Annotated in this window: 18 protein-coding genes; 12 read left to right on the top strand and 6 right to left on the bottom strand. The window is 59.9% G+C overall.

Features of this window, described 5'->3' with window-relative positions; all coding sequences use genetic code 11:
• Positions 1-6 precede the first annotated feature (6 nt).
• From PMI21_RS05815 to PMI21_RS05825, 3 genes are all read left to right on the top strand, one after another.
• Positions 7-1,065 carry a PA0069 family radical SAM protein gene (locus tag PMI21_RS05815; RefSeq protein ID WP_007940732.1) on the top strand — a complete coding sequence of 353 codons (1,059 nt, stop codon included), beginning with the start codon at positions 7-9 and terminating at the stop codon, positions 1,063-1,065.
• A gap of 243 nt (positions 1,066-1,308) precedes the next feature.
• Entirely contained in the window at positions 1,309-2,040 is a 732-nt protein-coding gene (locus PMI21_RS05820; protein WP_007940731.1) for a carbonic anhydrase, read from the top strand.
• A gap of 131 nt (positions 2,041-2,171) precedes the next feature.
• Positions 2,172-3,701 carry a SulP family inorganic anion transporter gene (locus PMI21_RS05825; protein ID WP_007940730.1) on the top strand — a complete coding sequence of 510 codons (1,530 nt, stop codon included), beginning with the start codon at positions 2,172-2,174 and terminating at the stop codon, positions 3,699-3,701.
• 78 nt (positions 3,702-3,779) lie between these two features.
• On the opposite strand, the gene PMI21_RS05830 is transcribed toward PMI21_RS05825, so the two are convergent.
• Positions 3,780-4,430, bottom strand: a complete 651-nt coding sequence (locus tag PMI21_RS05830) for a hypothetical protein (protein WP_007940729.1) — start codon at positions 4,428-4,430, stop codon at positions 3,780-3,782.
• 372 nt (positions 4,431-4,802) lie between these two features.
• Here PMI21_RS05830 and coxB point away from each other — a divergent pair, with 372 nt between their 5' ends.
• From coxB to PMI21_RS05850, 4 genes are all read left to right on the top strand, one after another.
• Entirely contained in the window at positions 4,803-5,930 is a 1,128-nt protein-coding gene (gene coxB, locus PMI21_RS05835) for a cytochrome c oxidase subunit II (RefSeq protein ID WP_007940728.1), read from the top strand.
• A gap of 82 nt (positions 5,931-6,012) precedes the next feature.
• Positions 6,013-7,608: a cytochrome c oxidase subunit I gene (ctaD, locus tag PMI21_RS05840; RefSeq protein ID WP_007940727.1), complete on the top strand. Its 1,596-nt coding sequence runs from the start codon at positions 6,013-6,015 to the stop codon at positions 7,606-7,608.
• A gap of 39 nt (positions 7,609-7,647) precedes the next feature.
• On the top strand, positions 7,648-8,205 hold the full coding sequence (locus PMI21_RS05845; RefSeq protein WP_007940726.1) for a cytochrome c oxidase assembly protein: 558 nt from the start codon (positions 7,648-7,650) through the stop codon (positions 8,203-8,205).
• Positions 8,206-8,238: 33 nt separating this feature from the next.
• Positions 8,239-9,126, top strand: a complete 888-nt coding sequence (locus tag PMI21_RS05850) for a cytochrome c oxidase subunit 3 (RefSeq protein ID WP_007940725.1) — start codon at positions 8,239-8,241, stop codon at positions 9,124-9,126.
• A gap of 16 nt (positions 9,127-9,142) precedes the next feature.
• Here the strand turns inward: PMI21_RS05850 and PMI21_RS05855 are convergent, their stop codons facing one another.
• The gene (locus PMI21_RS05855; RefSeq protein ID WP_007940724.1) at positions 9,143-9,346 is read right to left on the bottom strand and encodes a twin transmembrane helix small protein; all 204 of its coding nucleotides are present in this window, start codon (positions 9,344-9,346) and stop codon (positions 9,143-9,145) included.
• Positions 9,347-9,416: 70 nt separating this feature from the next.
• On the opposite strand from PMI21_RS05855, the gene PMI21_RS05860 reads away from it, so the two are divergent.
• The 5 genes from PMI21_RS05860 to PMI21_RS05880 are packed head-to-tail and all read left to right on the top strand — an operon-like array spanning position 9,417 to position 13,325.
• On the top strand, positions 9,417-10,157 hold the full coding sequence (locus tag PMI21_RS05860; protein WP_007940723.1) for an SURF1 family protein: 741 nt from the start codon (positions 9,417-9,419) through the stop codon (positions 10,155-10,157).
• Complete coding sequence (locus tag PMI21_RS05865) at positions 10,123-10,716, top strand: hypothetical protein (RefSeq protein ID WP_007940722.1); 594 nt, start codon at positions 10,123-10,125, stop codon at positions 10,714-10,716. Before PMI21_RS05860 ends, PMI21_RS05865 begins: the two co-directional genes overlap by 35 nt.
• Before the next feature lie 10 nt (positions 10,717-10,726).
• Positions 10,727-11,806, top strand: coding sequence for a COX15/CtaA family protein (locus PMI21_RS05870; RefSeq protein ID WP_007940721.1), 1,080 nt, complete (start codon positions 10,727-10,729; stop codon positions 11,804-11,806).
• Positions 11,794-12,693 carry a heme o synthase gene (cyoE, locus tag PMI21_RS05875; RefSeq protein ID WP_007940720.1) on the top strand — a complete coding sequence of 300 codons (900 nt, stop codon included), beginning with the start codon at positions 11,794-11,796 and terminating at the stop codon, positions 12,691-12,693. The genes PMI21_RS05870 and cyoE overlap by 13 nt, the downstream gene beginning before the upstream one ends.
• A complete protein-coding gene (locus PMI21_RS05880) occupies positions 12,690-13,325 on the top strand; it encodes an SCO family protein (RefSeq protein WP_007940719.1) in 636 nt (211 codons plus the stop codon). Before cyoE ends, PMI21_RS05880 begins: the two co-directional genes overlap by 4 nt.
• A gap of 147 nt (positions 13,326-13,472) precedes the next feature.
• Here PMI21_RS05880 and PMI21_RS05885 read toward each other — a convergent pair whose 3' ends face one another.
• The 4 genes from PMI21_RS05885 to PMI21_RS05900 form a co-directional block, all read right to left on the bottom strand.
• Complete coding sequence (locus PMI21_RS05885) at positions 13,473-14,246, bottom strand: MetQ/NlpA family ABC transporter substrate-binding protein (RefSeq protein ID WP_007940718.1); 774 nt, start codon at positions 14,244-14,246, stop codon at positions 13,473-13,475.
• Positions 14,247-14,325: 79 nt separating this feature from the next.
• Entirely contained in the window at positions 14,326-15,000 is a 675-nt protein-coding gene (locus PMI21_RS05890; RefSeq protein WP_007940717.1) for a methionine ABC transporter permease, read from the bottom strand.
• Positions 15,000-16,007 (bottom strand): methionine ABC transporter ATP-binding protein, encoded by a 1,008-nt coding sequence (locus tag PMI21_RS05895; RefSeq protein ID WP_007940716.1) that lies wholly within the window; start codon positions 16,005-16,007, stop codon positions 15,000-15,002. Before PMI21_RS05895 ends, PMI21_RS05890 begins: the two co-directional genes overlap by 1 nt.
• Positions 16,008-16,254: 247 nt before the next feature.
• Entirely contained in the window at positions 16,255-16,971 is a 717-nt protein-coding gene (locus tag PMI21_RS05900) for a PA5502 family lipoprotein (RefSeq protein WP_007940715.1), read from the bottom strand.
• Between the last annotated feature and the right edge of the window lie 4 nt (positions 16,972-16,975).

Raw genomic sequence — 16,975 nt, 5'->3', positions numbered from 1 at the left:
GTTTTCATGTCTACCCCTCTGCCCCCGCGCGGTCGCGGCACCGCTACCAACCCGCACAACCGTTTCGCGCCGAACCGTTCGGTGGCCGAGGATGACGGCTGGTATCAGGAAGCGCCGATCACCCAAGGCACCGAGGTGCGCATCGAGACGGCGAAAACCATCATTACTCGCAACAACTCGCCGGATTTGCCCTTCGATCGTTCGATCAATCCCTATCGCGGCTGCGAGCATGGCTGCATCTATTGCTACGCACGGCCCAGTCACGCCTACTGGGATATGTCACCGGGGCTGGATTTCGAAACCAAACTGATCGCCAAGACCAACGCCGCCGATGTGCTGGAAGAGCAACTGTCCAGGCGCGGCTATCAATGCGCGCCGATCAACCTGGGCTCCAACACCGACCCTTATCAGCCGATCGAGCGTGAACACAGAATCACCCGCAAGACACTCGAGGTGCTGCTGCGCTACCGCCACCCGGTGACCATCATCACCAAGGGCTCGCTGATTCTGCGCGATCTGGACCTGCTGGCCGAACTCGCCGGGCAACGGCTGGTGGCGGTAATGATCAGCCTCACCACCCTGGACGATGAGCTCAAACGCATCCTCGAACCCCGTGCTGCTGCGCCCAAGGCGCGACTTCGGGCGATCCGGGTGATGCGCGAAGCCGCGATTCCGGTGGGCGTTTTGTGTTCACCGATGATTCCGATGATCAACGACAGCGAGCTCGAAAGCCTGCTGACCGAAGCTCATGCGGCCGGAGCGCAAAGTGCGGCCTACATGATGTTGCGATTGCCACTGGAAGTGGCACCCTTGTTCGAAGAGTGGCTGGCAGCCCACTATCCTCAGCGGGCCGCTCATGTCCTGAGCCTGATCCGCCAGAGCCGTGGTGGCGAGCTTTACGACAGTCGGTTTGGCGCCCGTATGCGCGGTGAAGGGCCGTTTGCCGACCTGTTGGCGCAACGCTTCGCCAAAACCATCAAGCGCCTGGAGCTCAATCGTCGGGAAGGTTTCGATCTGGACTGCAAAGCCTTTTGTCCGCCGGGTCGCCAGATGTCATTGATTTAAGGACAATTGGACCTATGGTGGAGTAGTGAAAAAGCACGTCGTGTTCAAGCTGGTCATATTTCTTAATGACCTGGAACGCACGTTCTAGAGCGTTTGATTCAGTTTGAGTTAAGCTTCGGCCGCTACCTTGCTCATCGAGTGACTGACGGGTCTGACTTCTTGACCTGGATGTTTTTAAACAGCCACTGGCTTCACATCGGACAAAACGGGAAAATTCCCTGACTCCGCCAAAGAGGATGAATCATGAGTGACAAGGATAAACAGCCGTTGGCTGCGTCGGCTTCAGCCCAACCCGAGGCGGAAACCGCCGATGCAGCGCTGCAGCATATCGTTGACGGCTTTTTGCACTTTCATCACGAGATCTTTCCGCAGCAGGAAGAACTCTTCAAAAAACTCGCCACGGCCCAACGGCCTCGGGCGATGTTCATCGCATGCGCCGACTCGCGCATTGTTCCCGAACTGATTACCCAAAGTGCCCCCGGCGACCTGTTCGTGACCCGTAATGTCGGCAACGTCGTGCCACCTTATGGGCAAATGAACGGTGGTGTTTCCACGGCCATCGAATACGCGGTGCTGGCCCTCGGGGTGCAGCACATCATCATCTGCGGCCACTCCGATTGTGGTGCGATGCGTGCGGTACTCAACCCGCAGAGCCTGGAAAAGATGCCGACGGTCAAAGCCTGGCTGCGCCATGCGGAAGTGGCGAAAACCATGGTTCAGGACAACTGCCATTGCTCGGATGAAAGCGAGAGCATGCACATCCTCACCGAAGAGAATGTGATCGCTCAGTTGCAGCATTTGCGCACGCACCCGTCGGTGGCCTCGCGCATGGCCAACGGTCAGTTGTTTATCCATGGTTGGGTCTACAACATCGAAACCAGCGAAATCCAGGCTTACGACGCGGATCAGGGTTGTTTCCTGCCGCTCGACGGCAGTCATCCGATTCCGGTGGCGACGCCCAAAGCGCGCTTCTAAATCCTCTTCGTAGCCTGTCTCACAACTTACGTTTGCGAGACGGGCCACCAGATCCCTATGTGGTTTAACCGAGGCTGCCGATCAGGCAGCCCGGCTTTGCCATGCCTGAAGAAAACATCGGGAGAGTCACCATGCGTGCCGCTCAATTAAAAGCTGTTCTGCCACGGGAGCTACTGGCTTCGGTGGTTGTGTTCCTGGTTGCCCTGCCTTTGTGCATGGGCATCGCCATCGCCTCAGGGCTGCCGCCGGCCAAAGGCCTGATCACCGGCATCATCGGTGGGCTGGTGGTAGGCTGGCTTGCCGGTTCACCGCTGCAAGTCAGCGGCCCGGCGGCGGGTCTGGCGGTATTGGTGTTCGAGCTGGTGCGCCAGCATGGTATCGCCATGCTCGGGCCGATCCTGTTGCTGGCGGGTTTTCTGCAATTGGTGGCCGGGCGTTTGAAACTGGGTTGCTGGTTTCGGGTCACGGCGCCGGCGGTGGTGTACGGCATGCTCGCCGGCATCGGTGTGTTGATCGTACTGTCACAGGTGCACGTAATGCTCGATGCCGTGCCCAAGCCCTCGGGGCTGGATAACCTGGCGGCTTTCCCCGCTGCGGTGATTCAGGCTTTGCCTTCGTTTGGCTGGCAAGCGGGTTTGCTCGGGCTGTCGACCATTGCCGTGATGTGGCTGTGGGAAAAATTCCGCCCGCACTCATTGCGTTTCGTTCCCGGTGCATTGCTCGGGGTCGGTCTGGCAACGATCGCCAGCCTGGCGCTCGCCTTGCAGGTCAAACGTGTGGAGGTCCCAGCTAACCTCGCGGAGGCCATCGATTGGCTACGCCCAGCGGATCTGCTCAACCTGGCTGACCCAACCCTGCTGATCGCCGCCTTCGCCGTGGCCTTTATCGCCAGCGCCGAAACCCTGCTCTCGGCCGCCGCCGTGGATCGTATGCACAGTGGTCAACGCTCGGACTTCGACCGCGAATTGTCAGCACAAGGTGTGGGCAACATGTTGTGTGGTCTGCTCGGCGCGCTGCCGATGACCGGGGTGATCGTACGCAGTTCGGCCAACGTTCAGGCTGGCGCCACTACCCGCCTGTCGACAGTGTTCCATGGCCTGTGGCTGCTGGCTTTCGTGCTGCTGCTATCGAGCGTGCTGCAAAGCATTCCGGTGGCGAGTCTGGCGGGCGTGCTGGTTTACACCGGTTTCAAACTGGTAGACCTCAAGGCCTTTCGCGGCTTGGGCCGTTATGGCCGGATGCCGATGTTCACCTATGCGGCGACCGCACTGGCAATCATCTTCACCGACCTGCTGACCGGCGTGCTGATCGGCTTCGGCCTGACGCTGGCCAAACTGGCCTGGAAGGCTTCGCGCCTGAAAATCAGCCTGATCGACTTGCCGGCGGACGGCGAGATGGAGCTGCGACTGGTGGGGGCGGCGACCTTCCTCAAGGTGCCGGCGTTGACCCAGGTGCTGGGGAGCATCCCGGCAGGCGCAACGGTGCATGTGCCGCTCAATAACCTGAGCTACATCGATCACTCGTGCCTTGAGTTGCTGGAGGAGTGGGGCCGGGCCAATGCGGCCAAGGGTTCGAAGCTGTTAATTGAAGCGCGGGGGTTGAAGCGCAGATTGGAAGGACGGTTGCGGACCACGACGGGCGTAGGTTCCGCCGGGATATAAAGCAAAAGATCGCAGCCTTCGGCAGCTTCTACGCCCGTTGGGCACCGCCGGAGGCTGCGATCTTTTAAGGGGTCCAGATCAAGCCGCCGGCTGATCCAGCTCCAGTTCCACGCCCAATTGGCGCGACAGGCACGGCCAGCGCTTCCACGCGGCGCCGGTGTCCGGGCTGTTGAGTTTCTCGCGGTAGGCCTCCACCGACTCCAGCGCGAAACTTTCATCGTCAAGCATCTCGTCCACGGCGTGATGCACCGCCTCATCCAGTTGGTTGGCAAATTCCTCGCCAATCAGTTGGTGGGCAATCAGGTTGGCAACAGTCATGTCCAAGGGGATCAATGGCTGGCCAAAATGCTTGATGTACAGGTCGTTGACCTCTTCGACCAAGCGGTGAGCCAGATAAGCTTCGTCCAGCAGGCTGTCCAGGCCGACGTGACCGGTCAGGATCGCCGGCGGCTGAAGGAAAAACTGCTCGGCGATTTTCAATACCGGCTTGATCTGCGACTCGATACCCGCTTCCCTGGCGACTTCATTGGCTGCATCCAGCAGGTCTGGCACTTGTTCTATATACGCGGCCACAAAACGCGTCATCACGCCGTTGGCGTCGACATCCGGCAGCTGGATGGCGGAGTGAAGGTGCGGCAGCTGGGTTTCCAGCTGACGAGTCAGTTGGCCGGTCTCGGCCTCATGTTGTTGGGCTTGTTGGATCTGCTCGCGCAATGCGGCGGTGTTCATGAAAACTCCAGGAAACAAAGGCAATGAAATAGGGAAGACATAACTTAGCTGGCTTAGGAAAAAGGCTAAGACGCATTTGTCATAATTATTTCATCCTTGAGACATCATAGTTATATCGATTTGCCACCACTCGTCTACATCCTTCTCCATTCGAGACCTGGAACGCAAGTCCAGGCTCTTTCAGTTGATTTACGCCGTCGCGTTGCGAGGTAGCAGTCGCTGTCTATACTCGGTTCTGAATGGAGTTAGCTGATGACACCCGACTGCATATGCAGCAAGGCTCGGCGATTCAAGTTCGTGGTCTGAAAAAGCCGCTCCCTTGCCGCAGGCGTTACGCCTACGGGATAACAAGAACGATAAGGGGAACCCGCAATGATGCGACATCCACATGTCTGGATGGGCCTCCTGTTGTGGTCGATTTTCAGTCAGGCGCAAGCGGCCTGGACTGTCAATATGGCGCCTGGAGCGACTGAAATCAGTCACGCAGTATTCGATCTGCACATGACCATTTTCTGGATCTGTGTGGTGATCGGCATCATCGTCTTCGGCGCCATGTTCTGGTCGATGATGATCCACCGCCGCTCGACCGGGCAGGTGGCCGCAAAATTTCATGAAAGCACCACCGTTGAAATCCTCTGGACCATCGTGCCCCTGCTTATCCTGGTGGCCATGGCGGTTCCCGCAACCGCCACACTGATCAAGATGTACGACAACACCGAGCCGGATATCGATATCCAGGTCACCGGATATCAGTGGAAGTGGCATTACAAATACCTGGGTCAGGACGTCGAATTTTTCAGCAACCTGACCACCCCCGCCGATCAGATCCACAACAAAGAAGCCAAGGGCGAACATTACCTGCTGGAGGTCGACAAGCCGCTGGTGCTGCCGATCGGTGCCAAGGTGCGCTTTCTGGTGACCTCCGCCGACGTCATCCACTCCTGGTGGGTGCCGGCCTTCGCGGTCAAGCGCGATGCGATTCCGGGCTTCGTCAATGAATCCTGGACCCGTGTCGACAAACCCGGCATCTATCGTGGTCAGTGCGCCGAGCTGTGCGGCAAGGACCACGGCTTCATGCCGATCGTGGTCGAGGTCAAGGAAAAGGCCGACTACGAAAAATGGCTGGGCGAGCGCAAGGCGGAAGCCGCGCAACTCAAAGAGCTGACCAGCAAGGAATGGACCCTCGACGAGCTCAAGGAGCGCGGCGACAAGATCTATCACACCACTTGCGTGGCCTGTCACCAGGCCGAAGGCCAGGGCCTGCCGCCGATGTTCCCGGCACTCAAGGGCTCGAAAATCGCCACCGGCCCGATCAAGGATCACCTGAGCCTCGTCTTCCACGGCAAGCCCGGTACCGCCATGGCGGCGTTCGGCAAGCAGCTCTCGGAAGTCGATATCGCAGCGGTCGTGACCTACGAACGTAACGCCTGGGGCAATAACAAAGGCGACATGGTCACCCCTAAAGAAGTGCTGGAGCTGAAACAGGCGGAAAGCAAATGACCCGGTCTATTGCGCACCCAGGAAATCGCTCGGGGCATCACGCCCCGGTTCGCCCAGCCCATCCGTTTGCAGGAGACAGGACATGACTGCTGTAATCGATGACCATGTTCATACCACCGGCACCGCACACGCCCACGGCCCCGCCAAAGGCCTGATGCGCTGGGTGCTGACCACCAACCACAAGGATATCGGCACGCTGTACCTGTGGTTTGCGTTCACCATGTTCCTGCTCGGCGGCTCGTTCGCCATGGTGATTCGTGCCGAGCTGTTCCAGCCGGGACTGCAAATCGTCCAGCCTGAGTTCTTCAACCAGATGACCACCATGCACGGCCTGGTGATGGTTTTCGGTGCGGTGATGCCGGCCTTCGTCGGCCTCGCCAACTGGATGATCCCGTTGATGATCGGCGCACCGGACATGGCCCTGCCGCGAATGAACAACTTCAGTTTCTGGCTGTTGCCGGCCGCGTTCCTGCTGCTGGTATCGACCCTGTTCACCCCTGGCGGCGGGCCGAATTTCGGCTGGACCTTCTATGCACCACTGTCGACCACCTACGCGCCGGAAAGCGTGACGTTCTTCATCTTCGCCATCCACTTGATGGGGATCAGTTCGATCATGGGGGCGATCAACGTGATCGCGACCATCCTCAACCTGCGCGCCCCCGGCATGACGTTGATGAAAATGCCGCTGTTCGTCTGGACCTGGCTGATCACCGCGTTCCTGCTGATCGCGGTGATGCCGGTGCTGGCCGGCTGCGTGACCATGATGCTGATGGACATCCACTTCGGTACCAGTTTCTTCAGTGCCGCCGGTGGCGGAGACCCGGTGCTGTTCCAGCACGTGTTCTGGTTCTTCGGTCACCCCGAGGTGTACATCATGATCCTGCCGGCCTTCGGTGCCGTCAGCTCGATCATTCCGGCGTTCTCGCGCAAGCCGCTGTTTGGCTACACCTCGATGGTCTATGCCACGGCCAGTATTGCGTTCCTGTCATTCATCGTCTGGGCGCACCACATGTTCGTGGTCGGCATTCCGCTGGTGGGCGAGTTGTTCTTCATGTACGCCACGCTGCTGATCGCGGTGCCGACCGGCGTGAAGGTGTTCAACTGGGCCAGCACCATGTGGCAAGGCTCGCTGACCTTCGAGACGCCGATGCTGTTCGCGGTGGCGTTCGTGATCCTGTTCTCCATTGGCGGGTTCTCCGGGTTGATGCTGGCCATCGCCCCGGCGGACTTCCAGTACCAGGACACCTACTTCGTGGTCGCGCACTTCCATTACGTGCTGGTGCCGGGGGCGATCTTCGGGATCTTCGCCTCGGCTTACTTCTGGCTGCCGAAATGGACCGGCCACATGTACGACGAAACCCTCGGCAAGCTGCACTTCTGGCTGTCTTTCATCGGCATGAACATGGCGTTCTTCCCGATGCACTTCGTGGGCCTGGCGGGCATGCCGAGGCGGATTCCGGACTACAACCTGCAATTCGCCGACTTCAATATGGTGTCGTCGATCGGCGCGTTCATGTTTGGTGCCACGCAGATCTTCTTCCTGTTCATCGTGATCAAGACCATTCGCGGCGGCGAGCCGGCACCGGCCAAGCCGTGGGATGGTGCCGAAGGCCTGGAATGGAGCATTCCGTCGCCCGCGCCGTATCACACCTTCACCACACCGCCGGAAGTGAAATGAACGCACTAGCCTTTGTGGGAGCGGTGGAGATTAGACGTCATGGCTGACTCGATCTCGATGAAGAAACTGGTCACCCGCCTGCTGTTCGTGGTGGCAGCGATGTTTGTCTTCGGCTTTGCCCTGGTGCCGATCTACGACGTGATGTGCAAGGCATTCGGCATCAATGGCAAAACCGCCGGGCAATATGAAGGCGAGCAAACGGTCGATGCCTCGCGGCAGGTTCGCGTGCAGTTTCTGTCGACCAATGCCGCTGACATGCCTTGGGACTTCTATCCCAAGACGGATGAGCTGACCGCGCACCCCGGGGCGGTGAACGAGATGATTTTTATCGCCCACAACCCCACCGACCGGCCGATGAGCGCCCAGGCGGTGCCGAGTATCGCGCCGAGTAATGCGGCCGCGTACTTCCACAAGACCGAATGTTTCTGCTTTACCCAGCAAGTGCTGCAGCCCGGTCAACGCATCGAGATGCCAGTACGGTTCATCGTTGACCGCGACATGCCCAAGGATGTGAAGCACCTGACGCTGTCCTACACGCTGTTCGATATCACCGCACGTCATCCGCCCGTGGCTGTTGCAGCAAGCACCGGTGGCTAGGCGTTAAAGCGTGCCCGATAAGGAGAACAATAAATGGCAACTCATGAGCATTATTACGTTCCAGCCCATAGCAAATGGCCGATCATCGCCACGGTCGGCATGCTGGTCACGGTGTTCGGCCTGGGCACCTGGTTCAATGACCTGAAGGCTGCGCGGCCGGAATCCCATGGCCCGCTGATCTTTTTCGTCGGCGGACTGCTGCTGGCCTACATGCTGTTCGGCTGGTTCGGGACGGTGGTCAAGGAGAGTCGCGCGGGGTTGTACAGCCCGCAACTCGACCGCTCGTTCCGCTGGGGCATGAGCTGGTTCATTTTCTCGGAGGTGATGTTCTTCCTCGCCTTTTTCGGTGCGCTGTTTTATGTGCGCAACATCGCGGGCCCGGCACTGGGTGGTGAAGGCACCAAAGGCATCGCCCACATGCTGTGGCCGACGTTCGAGTTCACCTGGCCGCTGCTGAACAACCCGGACTCGAAACTCTTTCCTCCACCCAAGGAAGTCATCAGCCCCTGGGGCCTGCCGCTGCTCAACACCGTGCTGCTGGTGAGTTCCAGCGTCACCGTGACCATCGCTCACCACGCCCTGAAGAATGGCCATCGCGGCGCACTGAAAATCTGGCTGCTGCTGACGGTGTTGCTCGGTAGCGGGTTCCTTGGCTTTCAAGCCAAAGAATACCTGCACGCCTACCACGAGCTGGGCCTGACCCTGGGTTCCGGCATCTACGGCGCAACGTTCTTCATGCTCACCGGTTTCCACGGTGCCCACGTGACCATCGGCACCATCATCCTGTTCGTCATGCTGATGCGCATCATGCGCGGGCACTTCAATGCCGACCACCATTTCGGCTTCGAGGCGGCGACCTGGTACTGGCACTTTGTGGATGTGGTGTGGATCGGGCTGTTCGTTTTCGTCTACGTGCTCTGAGCCCTGGCTCTCATCACTACCAAGGCACGTGGGACACCAGCTGGCCGCTGAAAAAACCCCAGGCGATCAAGCCGACAGTGGCAGCGGCCAGCGCAACACGAACACTCAAGGCGATGACCAGGCGATTCGAGCTGCTGTCGTCCTTGACCAGAAAAAACAGGCCGCTGAACAGGCTGACAACCGTGGCAATCAGCATCAGGACGATGGCTGCTTTGAGCATGGTGACACTCCGGGGGACAGGCGATGCATGTGAGTATAGCTATCGCGATGACCGACTTTCTGGCGACGCCATGAAGCGCTTCCGGCCGGGCCTCGTGCCGACTTTGGTGGTCGCGGTGCTGCTGCCCTCACTGGTGTCACTCGGCTTCTGGCAGTTGAGTCGGGGCGCGGAGAAAAGCGCGCTGCTGCAAAATTACGCCGAGCGCCGGGCGGCCGAACCGATGGCCAGCACCGAACTGCAACACACCGAAGATCCGGCCTTCCGCCGGGTTCGCCTGCACGGCCAGTTCGATGCCGAACACAGCCTGCTGCTGGATAACCGGCAGCGCGACGGCAAGGTCGGGGTCGAGCTGTTGCAACCGTTTCAGGATCAGGCCACCGGGCTCTGGCTGCTGGTCAATCGCGGCTGGCTGCCGTGGCCGGACCGGCGCACACCGCCGTCATTCACCACACCGACTGAGGCATTGAGCCTCGACGCCTGGGTCTATGTCTCCCCCGGCGCAACGTTCCAGTTGCACGCCGACCCCAACACCACGACCTGGCCACAACTGATCACCGCCGTTGAACCGGCCAGGCTGTGGACGGCGCTAGAGCGTGACGGTTTCGCCTACGAATTACGTGCGCAAAGCGGCCCCGCGACCTACCGGGCCGATTGGCCGGTGGTGGCCATGGGGCCGGAAAAGCATCTGGCTTACGCCGTGCAGTGGTTCGCCCTGGCGATCGCGCTGTTCGGCCTTTATCTCTATCTCGGATGGCACAACGCAAAGGAGAACAATAATGGGAGTGGCCATGAATCCACCCGGCATGTCTGAAGCGAAAACACCGGTGAATCGACGGCGCGGACGCTTGCAGTTGTTGCTGATTTTATTGGGGGTGATCGGTCCGATGATCCTCGCCACCGGCATGTACAAACTGCAGTTCTGGGTGCCCGAAGGCCGCAGTTATCACGGTGAACTGATCGGCAACGGCCAGACCCGCGCCGACATTGGTGTACAGGCGCAAGAAGAACGCTGGCAGTTGCTGGTGACGGCGCCCAAGGACTGTTCGGTGGACTGCCAGCAGCTGGTGTATCTGGCGCGGCAACTCCAGATCGGCCTTGGTCGCGACGCTGCCCGCGCCAGCCATGCGCTGGCCATCGCGCAGCCGCTGAACAGCGATTACGAGACTAAACTTCAACGCGAGTACCCGCAGCTGCAACGCTATTCATTGGACCTGCCGTCCTACACAAAAGGCGCTCAGAGCAATGACACGCCGCACCTGTGGATCATCGACCCTCACGGCAATCTGGTGCTGCGTTACGACCCGACGGTGAAGGGCAAGGACCTGCTCAACGACCTGCGCCACCTGCTGAAACTGTCGAACATCGGATAAGGGCATCGTCATGGCCAAACCTGGATTTCGCCTCGCGCTGTTTGCCACCTTGCTAGCACTGATTGTGGTGTTGCTCGGCGCTTACACACGCCTGACCCACGCCGGCCTCGGCTGCCCGGACTGGCCCGGCTGCTACGGTTTTATCAGCGTGCCGCAAAGCGAAGCCCAGCTGGCTCATGCCGAACTGCATTTTCCAGACACCCCGGTGGAAGCCCACAAGGGCTGGAACGAGATGGTCCACCGCTACTTCGCCGGCACGCTGGGGCTGCTGATCGCGGTGCTGGCGGGCCGCGCCTGGGTCCATCGTCATCATCCGGGGCAGCCGGTGAAGTTGCCGCTGTTCCTGCTGGCGTTGGTCATTGGCCAAGCGGCTTTCGGCATGTGGACGGTGACGCTCAAGCTTTGGCCGCAAGTGGTCACCGGGCATTTGCTCGGCGGTTTTGCGACCTTGAGCCTGTTATTTCTGCTGACCTTGCGCCTGTCCGGCGTGTTGCCGGCGCTGACCGTACCTCGGCGCTTGCAATACTGGGCAACCGCCGGCTTGCTGCTGGTGATCGGGCAGATCGCCCTTGGCGGCTGGGTCAGCTCCAATTACGCAGCGGTAGCCTGCATCGACTTTCCAACCTGTCACGGGCAATGGCTGCCACCGGCTGATTTCGCCAACGGCTTTCACCTGACCCAACACATCGGCCCGAATTATCTGGGCGGGCAACTGGACAGCGATGCCCGCACCGCGATTCACCTGACTCACCGCATCGGCGCGTTATTGGTCACCTTTGTTCTGCTTGGTCTGGCCTGGCAACTGAAGGTCGTCGGCATGACGCGCCTGGCCGCCATGGTGCTGATCGCCCTTGCCGCACAAATCACCCTGGGCATCAGCAACGTGGTGTTCCACTTGCCGTTGCCGGTGGCCGTCGCCCACAACGCCGGCGGTGCAGCGCTTTTGTTGACGATGGTGCTGGTCAATTATCACGCGCGAACCAGCCTGGTTCGGGTCAAGCATCAGCCCCCTCGGCGCTGGCGTCTACGCCTGCGTAAACACTCGGCCGGGCCCATAACAATAAAAGGAGAGATGCCATGGCGACTCTGATCGGCGAACGTCACAGTCAGGCCATCTGGCGAGACTACCTGGAACTGACCAAGCCGAAAGTGGTGGTGCTGATGCTCATCACCTCGCTGGTCGGCATGTTCCTCGCGACCCGCGCCGGGGTGCCATGGACGGTACTGGTGTTCGGCAATCTGGGGATCGCCCTGTGTGCCGGCGGGGCGGCGGCGGTCAACCATGTGGTGGATCGGCGCATCGACGCGGTCATGGCCCGGACCCACAAACGGCCCCTGGCCGAAGGCCGGGTGTCTCCAGCCGCTGCGCTGACCTTCGCCCTGGTGCTGGCGGTGCTCGGCCAAGCCTTGCTGCTGACCTTCACCAACCCGCTGACAGCGTGGCTGACCCTCGCCTCCTTACTCGGTTATGCCGTGGTCTACACCGGGTTTCTGAAACGCGCGACGCCGCAGAACATCGTCATCGGCGGCCTCGCCGGAGCCGCCCCGCCGCTGCTCGGCTGGACCGCCGCCACCGGTCATGTCGGCGCCGAACCGTTGCTGCTGGTGCTGATCATCTTCGCCTGGACCCCGCCGCACTTCTGGGCGCTGGCGATTCACCGCAAGGAGGAATACGCCAAGGCTGACATTCCGATGCTGCCGGTGACCCATGGCGAGCACTACACCAAAGTCCACATCCTGCTTTATACCTTTGCGTTGCTGGCCGTCAGCCTGATGCCCTACGTGATCCACATGAGCGGCGTGCTCTACCTGATCTGTGCCCTTTTACTGGGCGCAAGGTTTCTGCAATGGGCCGTGGTGCTGTACCGTGGCACTCGGCCGCACGCGGCGATCAACACGTTCAAGTACTCTATCTACTACTTGTTCCTGCTGTTTATCGCGCTGCTCGTAGACCACTACTTACTGTTGATCCTATGACTCGAACCCAGAAAACCGTCTTCATCCTCGTTGCCCTGATCGCGCTGATCCTGGGCCTGACCGTCAATAAAGTACTGACCGGGAAAAACCAGGGCGACCCGACGGCGCTGATCGATGCAGGGATCATCCTGCTGCCCCAAAGCCGTAACCTGCCGGACGTGAAGATGACCGACCAGGACGGCAAGCCAGTGGCGGTCAACGAACTGAAAGGCAAGTGGAGTCTGCTGTTCTTCGGCTACACCTTCTGCCCGGACATCTGCCCGACCACCCTCGCCCAGCTACGGCAGATCAAGAGTGAACTGCCGGCGGATGCGGTGGACAAGTTGCAGGTCATCCTGGTCAGCGTCGACCCGAACCGCGACACGCCCAAGCAACTCAAGCAGTACCTGGGCTACTTCGATCCGCAATTCATCGGGCTGACCGCGTCCTCGGTCGAAGACATTCAGAAAATGGCCAACGCGGTGAGCATTCCGTTCATTCCGGCGGACACCAGCAAGCCGAACTACACCGTCGATCACAGCGGCAACCTCGCGGTGATCGGGCCGGACGGGACTCAACGCGGGTTCATTCGTGCACCGCTGAATAACCAGAAACTGGTGGCGCAGCTGCCGGTGATGCTCAACCGCCAATAAACGACACCGAACTGTAGGAGCCAGGCTTGCCGGCGAAGGCGATCTCAAGGGCCCCTTCGCCGGCAAGCCTGGCTCCTACAGGATTGGTATTTCAGGCATAAAAAAACGGGGACGCATAATTGCGTCCCCGTTTTTTTTTGCGTCAGATCAGAACGCTGGCAATACCGCGCCTTTGTACTTCTCGGTGATGAATTTTTTGACTTCCGGGCTGTGCAGGGCAGCAACCAGTTTCTGCATTGCCGCGCTGTCCTTGTCGTCCGGACGGGCAACGAGGATGTTCACGTACGGCGAGTCGCTGCCTTCGATGACCAGCGCATCCTTGGACGGATCGAGTTTGGCTTCCAGCGCGTAGTTGGTGTTGATCAGCGCCAGGTCGACCTGAGTCAGCACGCGCGGGATGGTCGCGGCTTCCAGTTCACGGAATTTCAGGTCCTTGGTGTTCTCAGTGATGTCCTTCACGGTCGACAGGATGTTGTTCGAATCCTTCAACTTGATCAGACCAGCCTTCGCCAGCAGCAACAGCGCACGGCCGCCGTTGGTGGCGTCGTTCGGGATTACCACGTTGGCGCCGCCCGGCAGCTCTTCCAGTTTCTTGTACTTGCTGGAGTAAGCGCCCAGCGGCTCCAGGTGCACACCGGCAACGCTGACGAGGTTGGTGCCCTTGGCCTTGTTGAACTCATCCAGGTACGGTTGGTGCTGGAAGAAGTTGGCGTCCAGACGCTTCTCGGCTACCTGCACGTTCGGCTGGACGTAGTCGGTGAAGACTTTGACTTTCAGGTCCACGCCTTCTTTGGCCAGGGTCGGCTTAACGAATTCGAGGATTTCCGCGTGCGGCACCGGGGTGGCTGCGACGGTCAGGGTGTCTGCAGCGTGGGCGGAAAAGGCTGCAACGGCAGCGAACGCGACGAGTAGTTTTTTCATTCAGCTAACTCCTTGTGAGGCGCCAGTCTTCGGCACCTGCCAGCGAATGGCCGGCTCATGTCTTAAGTGACGAAACTGTTTATTTGCGGGAGAAATGAACCACCAGCTTGTCGCCGACGGTTTGCAACACTTGAACCAGCACCAGCAGCAACACCACGGTGACCACCATCACATCGGTCTGGAAACGCTGGTAACCGAAACGGATCGCCAGGTCGCCCAAGCCGCCAGCGCCGACCACACCGGCCATCGCTGTGTAGGACACCAGTGTAATCGCTGTCACCGTAATCGCCGCGAAGATGCCCGGGCGGGCCTCCGGCAGCAAGGCGTTGGTGATGATCTGACGCGTCGTCGCGCCCATGGACTGGGTCGCCTCGATGATGCCGCGATCCACTTCACGCAGGGCGGTTTCCACCAGTCGCGCGAAGAACGGCGTGGCGCCCACCACCAACGGTGGAATCGCACCGGCGACGCCGAGGGAAGTGCCGGTAATCAACACAGTGAACGGAATCATCACGATCAGCAGAATGATGAACGGCAGCGAACGCAGAATGTTCACCACCAGTGACAGCATCGCGTAGACGCCTTTGGCTTCCAGCAACTGGCGCGGGCTGCACAAAAACAACAGCACGCCCAACGGCAACCCCAGCAGCACGGTGAACAACAGCGAACCGCCAAGCATCAGCAGGGTGTCGCCGGCGGCCAGCCAGATTTCGTACCAGTCGATATTGGAAAAGAAACTCATCAGGACTTCCATCAGCGCAGCACCTCCATGTGGACATCAGCTGCGGTGAAGTGAGCAAACGCCGCTTCCATGTCGCCACCGGTGACGGCCAGGGTCAATTGGCCGTAGGGAACCTCTTTGATGCGATCGATACGACCGGCCAGGATGCTGTAGTCCACACCCGTTTCCCGGGCGACGGTACCCAGCAACGGTGCGTAGGTCGCTTCGCCCTGGAAGGTCAGGCGCACGATGCGGCCCGGTACATGAGCGAAGTCGTCGCGCTGTTCGTTCTCGTCAATCTGCTCGTCTTCCTGCACGAAGCGCTTGGTGGTCGGGTGCTTGGGATGCAAGAACACTTCGGCCACCGAACCTTGCTCGACGATCACACCGGCATCCATCACCGCCACCTGATCGCAGACTCGACGGATCACATCCATCTCGTGGGTGATCAGGACGATGGTCAGCTTCAGCTCGCGATTGATCTCGGCCAGCAGTTGCAGGACCGACGCCGTGGTCTGTGGGTCGAGGGCACTGGTGGCTTCGTCGCACAGCAAAATTTTCGGCTTGGTTGCCAGGGCGCGGGCGATGCCGACACGCTGCTTCTGACCACCGGACAGTTGTGCCGGGTATTTTTTCGCATGGTCGGCCAGGCCAACCCGCGCCAGCAACTGCGCCACACGCTGGTCAATTTCGCTGCGCGACAGCTCACCGGCGAGGGTCAGCGGCAGCGCGACGTTATCGGCCACGGTCTTGGACGCCAGCAGGTTGAAGTGCTGGAAAATCATCCCGACCTGCTGACGGAAACGCCGCAGGCCGTTGGCATCAAGCGCCGTGACTTCTTCACCATCGACGATGATCTTGCCGCCACTGGAGTTTTCCAGGCGGTTGATCAGGCGCAGCAGAGTACTTTTTCCCGCACCGGAATGGCCGATCAGGCCAAAGACCTGACCGTTCTCAATCGTCAGACTGGTCGGATGCAGGGCGGGAATATCCTTACCGGCGACGCGGTAAGTTTTGTGGACGTTTTGAAACTCGATCACGTAGCGAACCTTGTGGGGCGCGTTAGAAAAGGATCAGCGGTTAGCCGGGCGCGCATTTTAGCCTGTCCGTATAGAGGTTCTTAGCATTTATTTCGCCTTCAACCAGCGATTTGGCAATAAGGCGATCAAAGGTAGGAACCTGGGACCAAGGCAATTGCGGCCTGATGCATCTAGAAAAGCAAAAGATCGCAGCCTGCGGCAGCTCCTACACGGTCTGTAGGAGCTGCCGCAGGCTGCGATCTTTTCTTTATGGCTTGCGAGGGCTCAAAACCATCTGCGCCGGAATATTGCGCAGAATCTGCTTCTCCAGCTTCAGATCAAACCCCGAATCCAGCTTCTTCACCCGTTTGGTCAGCAACGTGGCCAGCCATGGGTAATCCTGGGTGCGCGGAGCCTGAATGCTCACATCGCATTGATAATTCACCACATCGGCGGCGATGGCATCCAGCTGGCGACGAAGCTTGCTCATATCGGTGAGGTTCAACGCCACCGTGGTGCTTTCAGCCGTCGGATCGATCACCTTGGCCTGCGGTTTGGCTTCAGCAGCCTTGAGGGCCGCTTCGGCTTTATCCAGTTCAGCCTTGCGTGCATAAACAATCGCATTGTTAACACCACCGGTCAGCGCCGGGGCCTTGGGCATCAACACCCGGGCACGGCTGAGGGCAGTGGCCGCGGCATTCACATCACCTTTTTGCAACACGATCTGGCTGCGCAGCAAATAGGCTTCGGCCAATTGCCGCTGGTATTGCTCAAGGGATTGATCGTTAGGCGACTCGGCCTGCAAGGCCGCTAATTGGTCCTCGGCGGTGGCCAGCTCGCTGCTGGCCAGGCTTTGTTCCAGTTGTGCAATAGCCGTGGCCCGCGCATCGGGGGCCTCGGTGGCCGCCGGTGGCGTGCTTTGGCAAGCACCCAGTAGCAGCGAAAATGCGACAAGGAGCAGATAACGGGAGGCGAACGGCTTCATTCCT

Origin of the sequence: Pseudomonas sp. GM18, assembly GCF_000282195.1 — a bacterium.
In the GTDB taxonomy this organism is placed as follows: domain Bacteria; phylum Pseudomonadota; class Gammaproteobacteria; order Pseudomonadales; family Pseudomonadaceae; genus Aquipseudomonas.
Note: the sequence above shows the minus strand (reverse complement) of the source record. Positions and strands in the feature narration are given on the sequence as shown.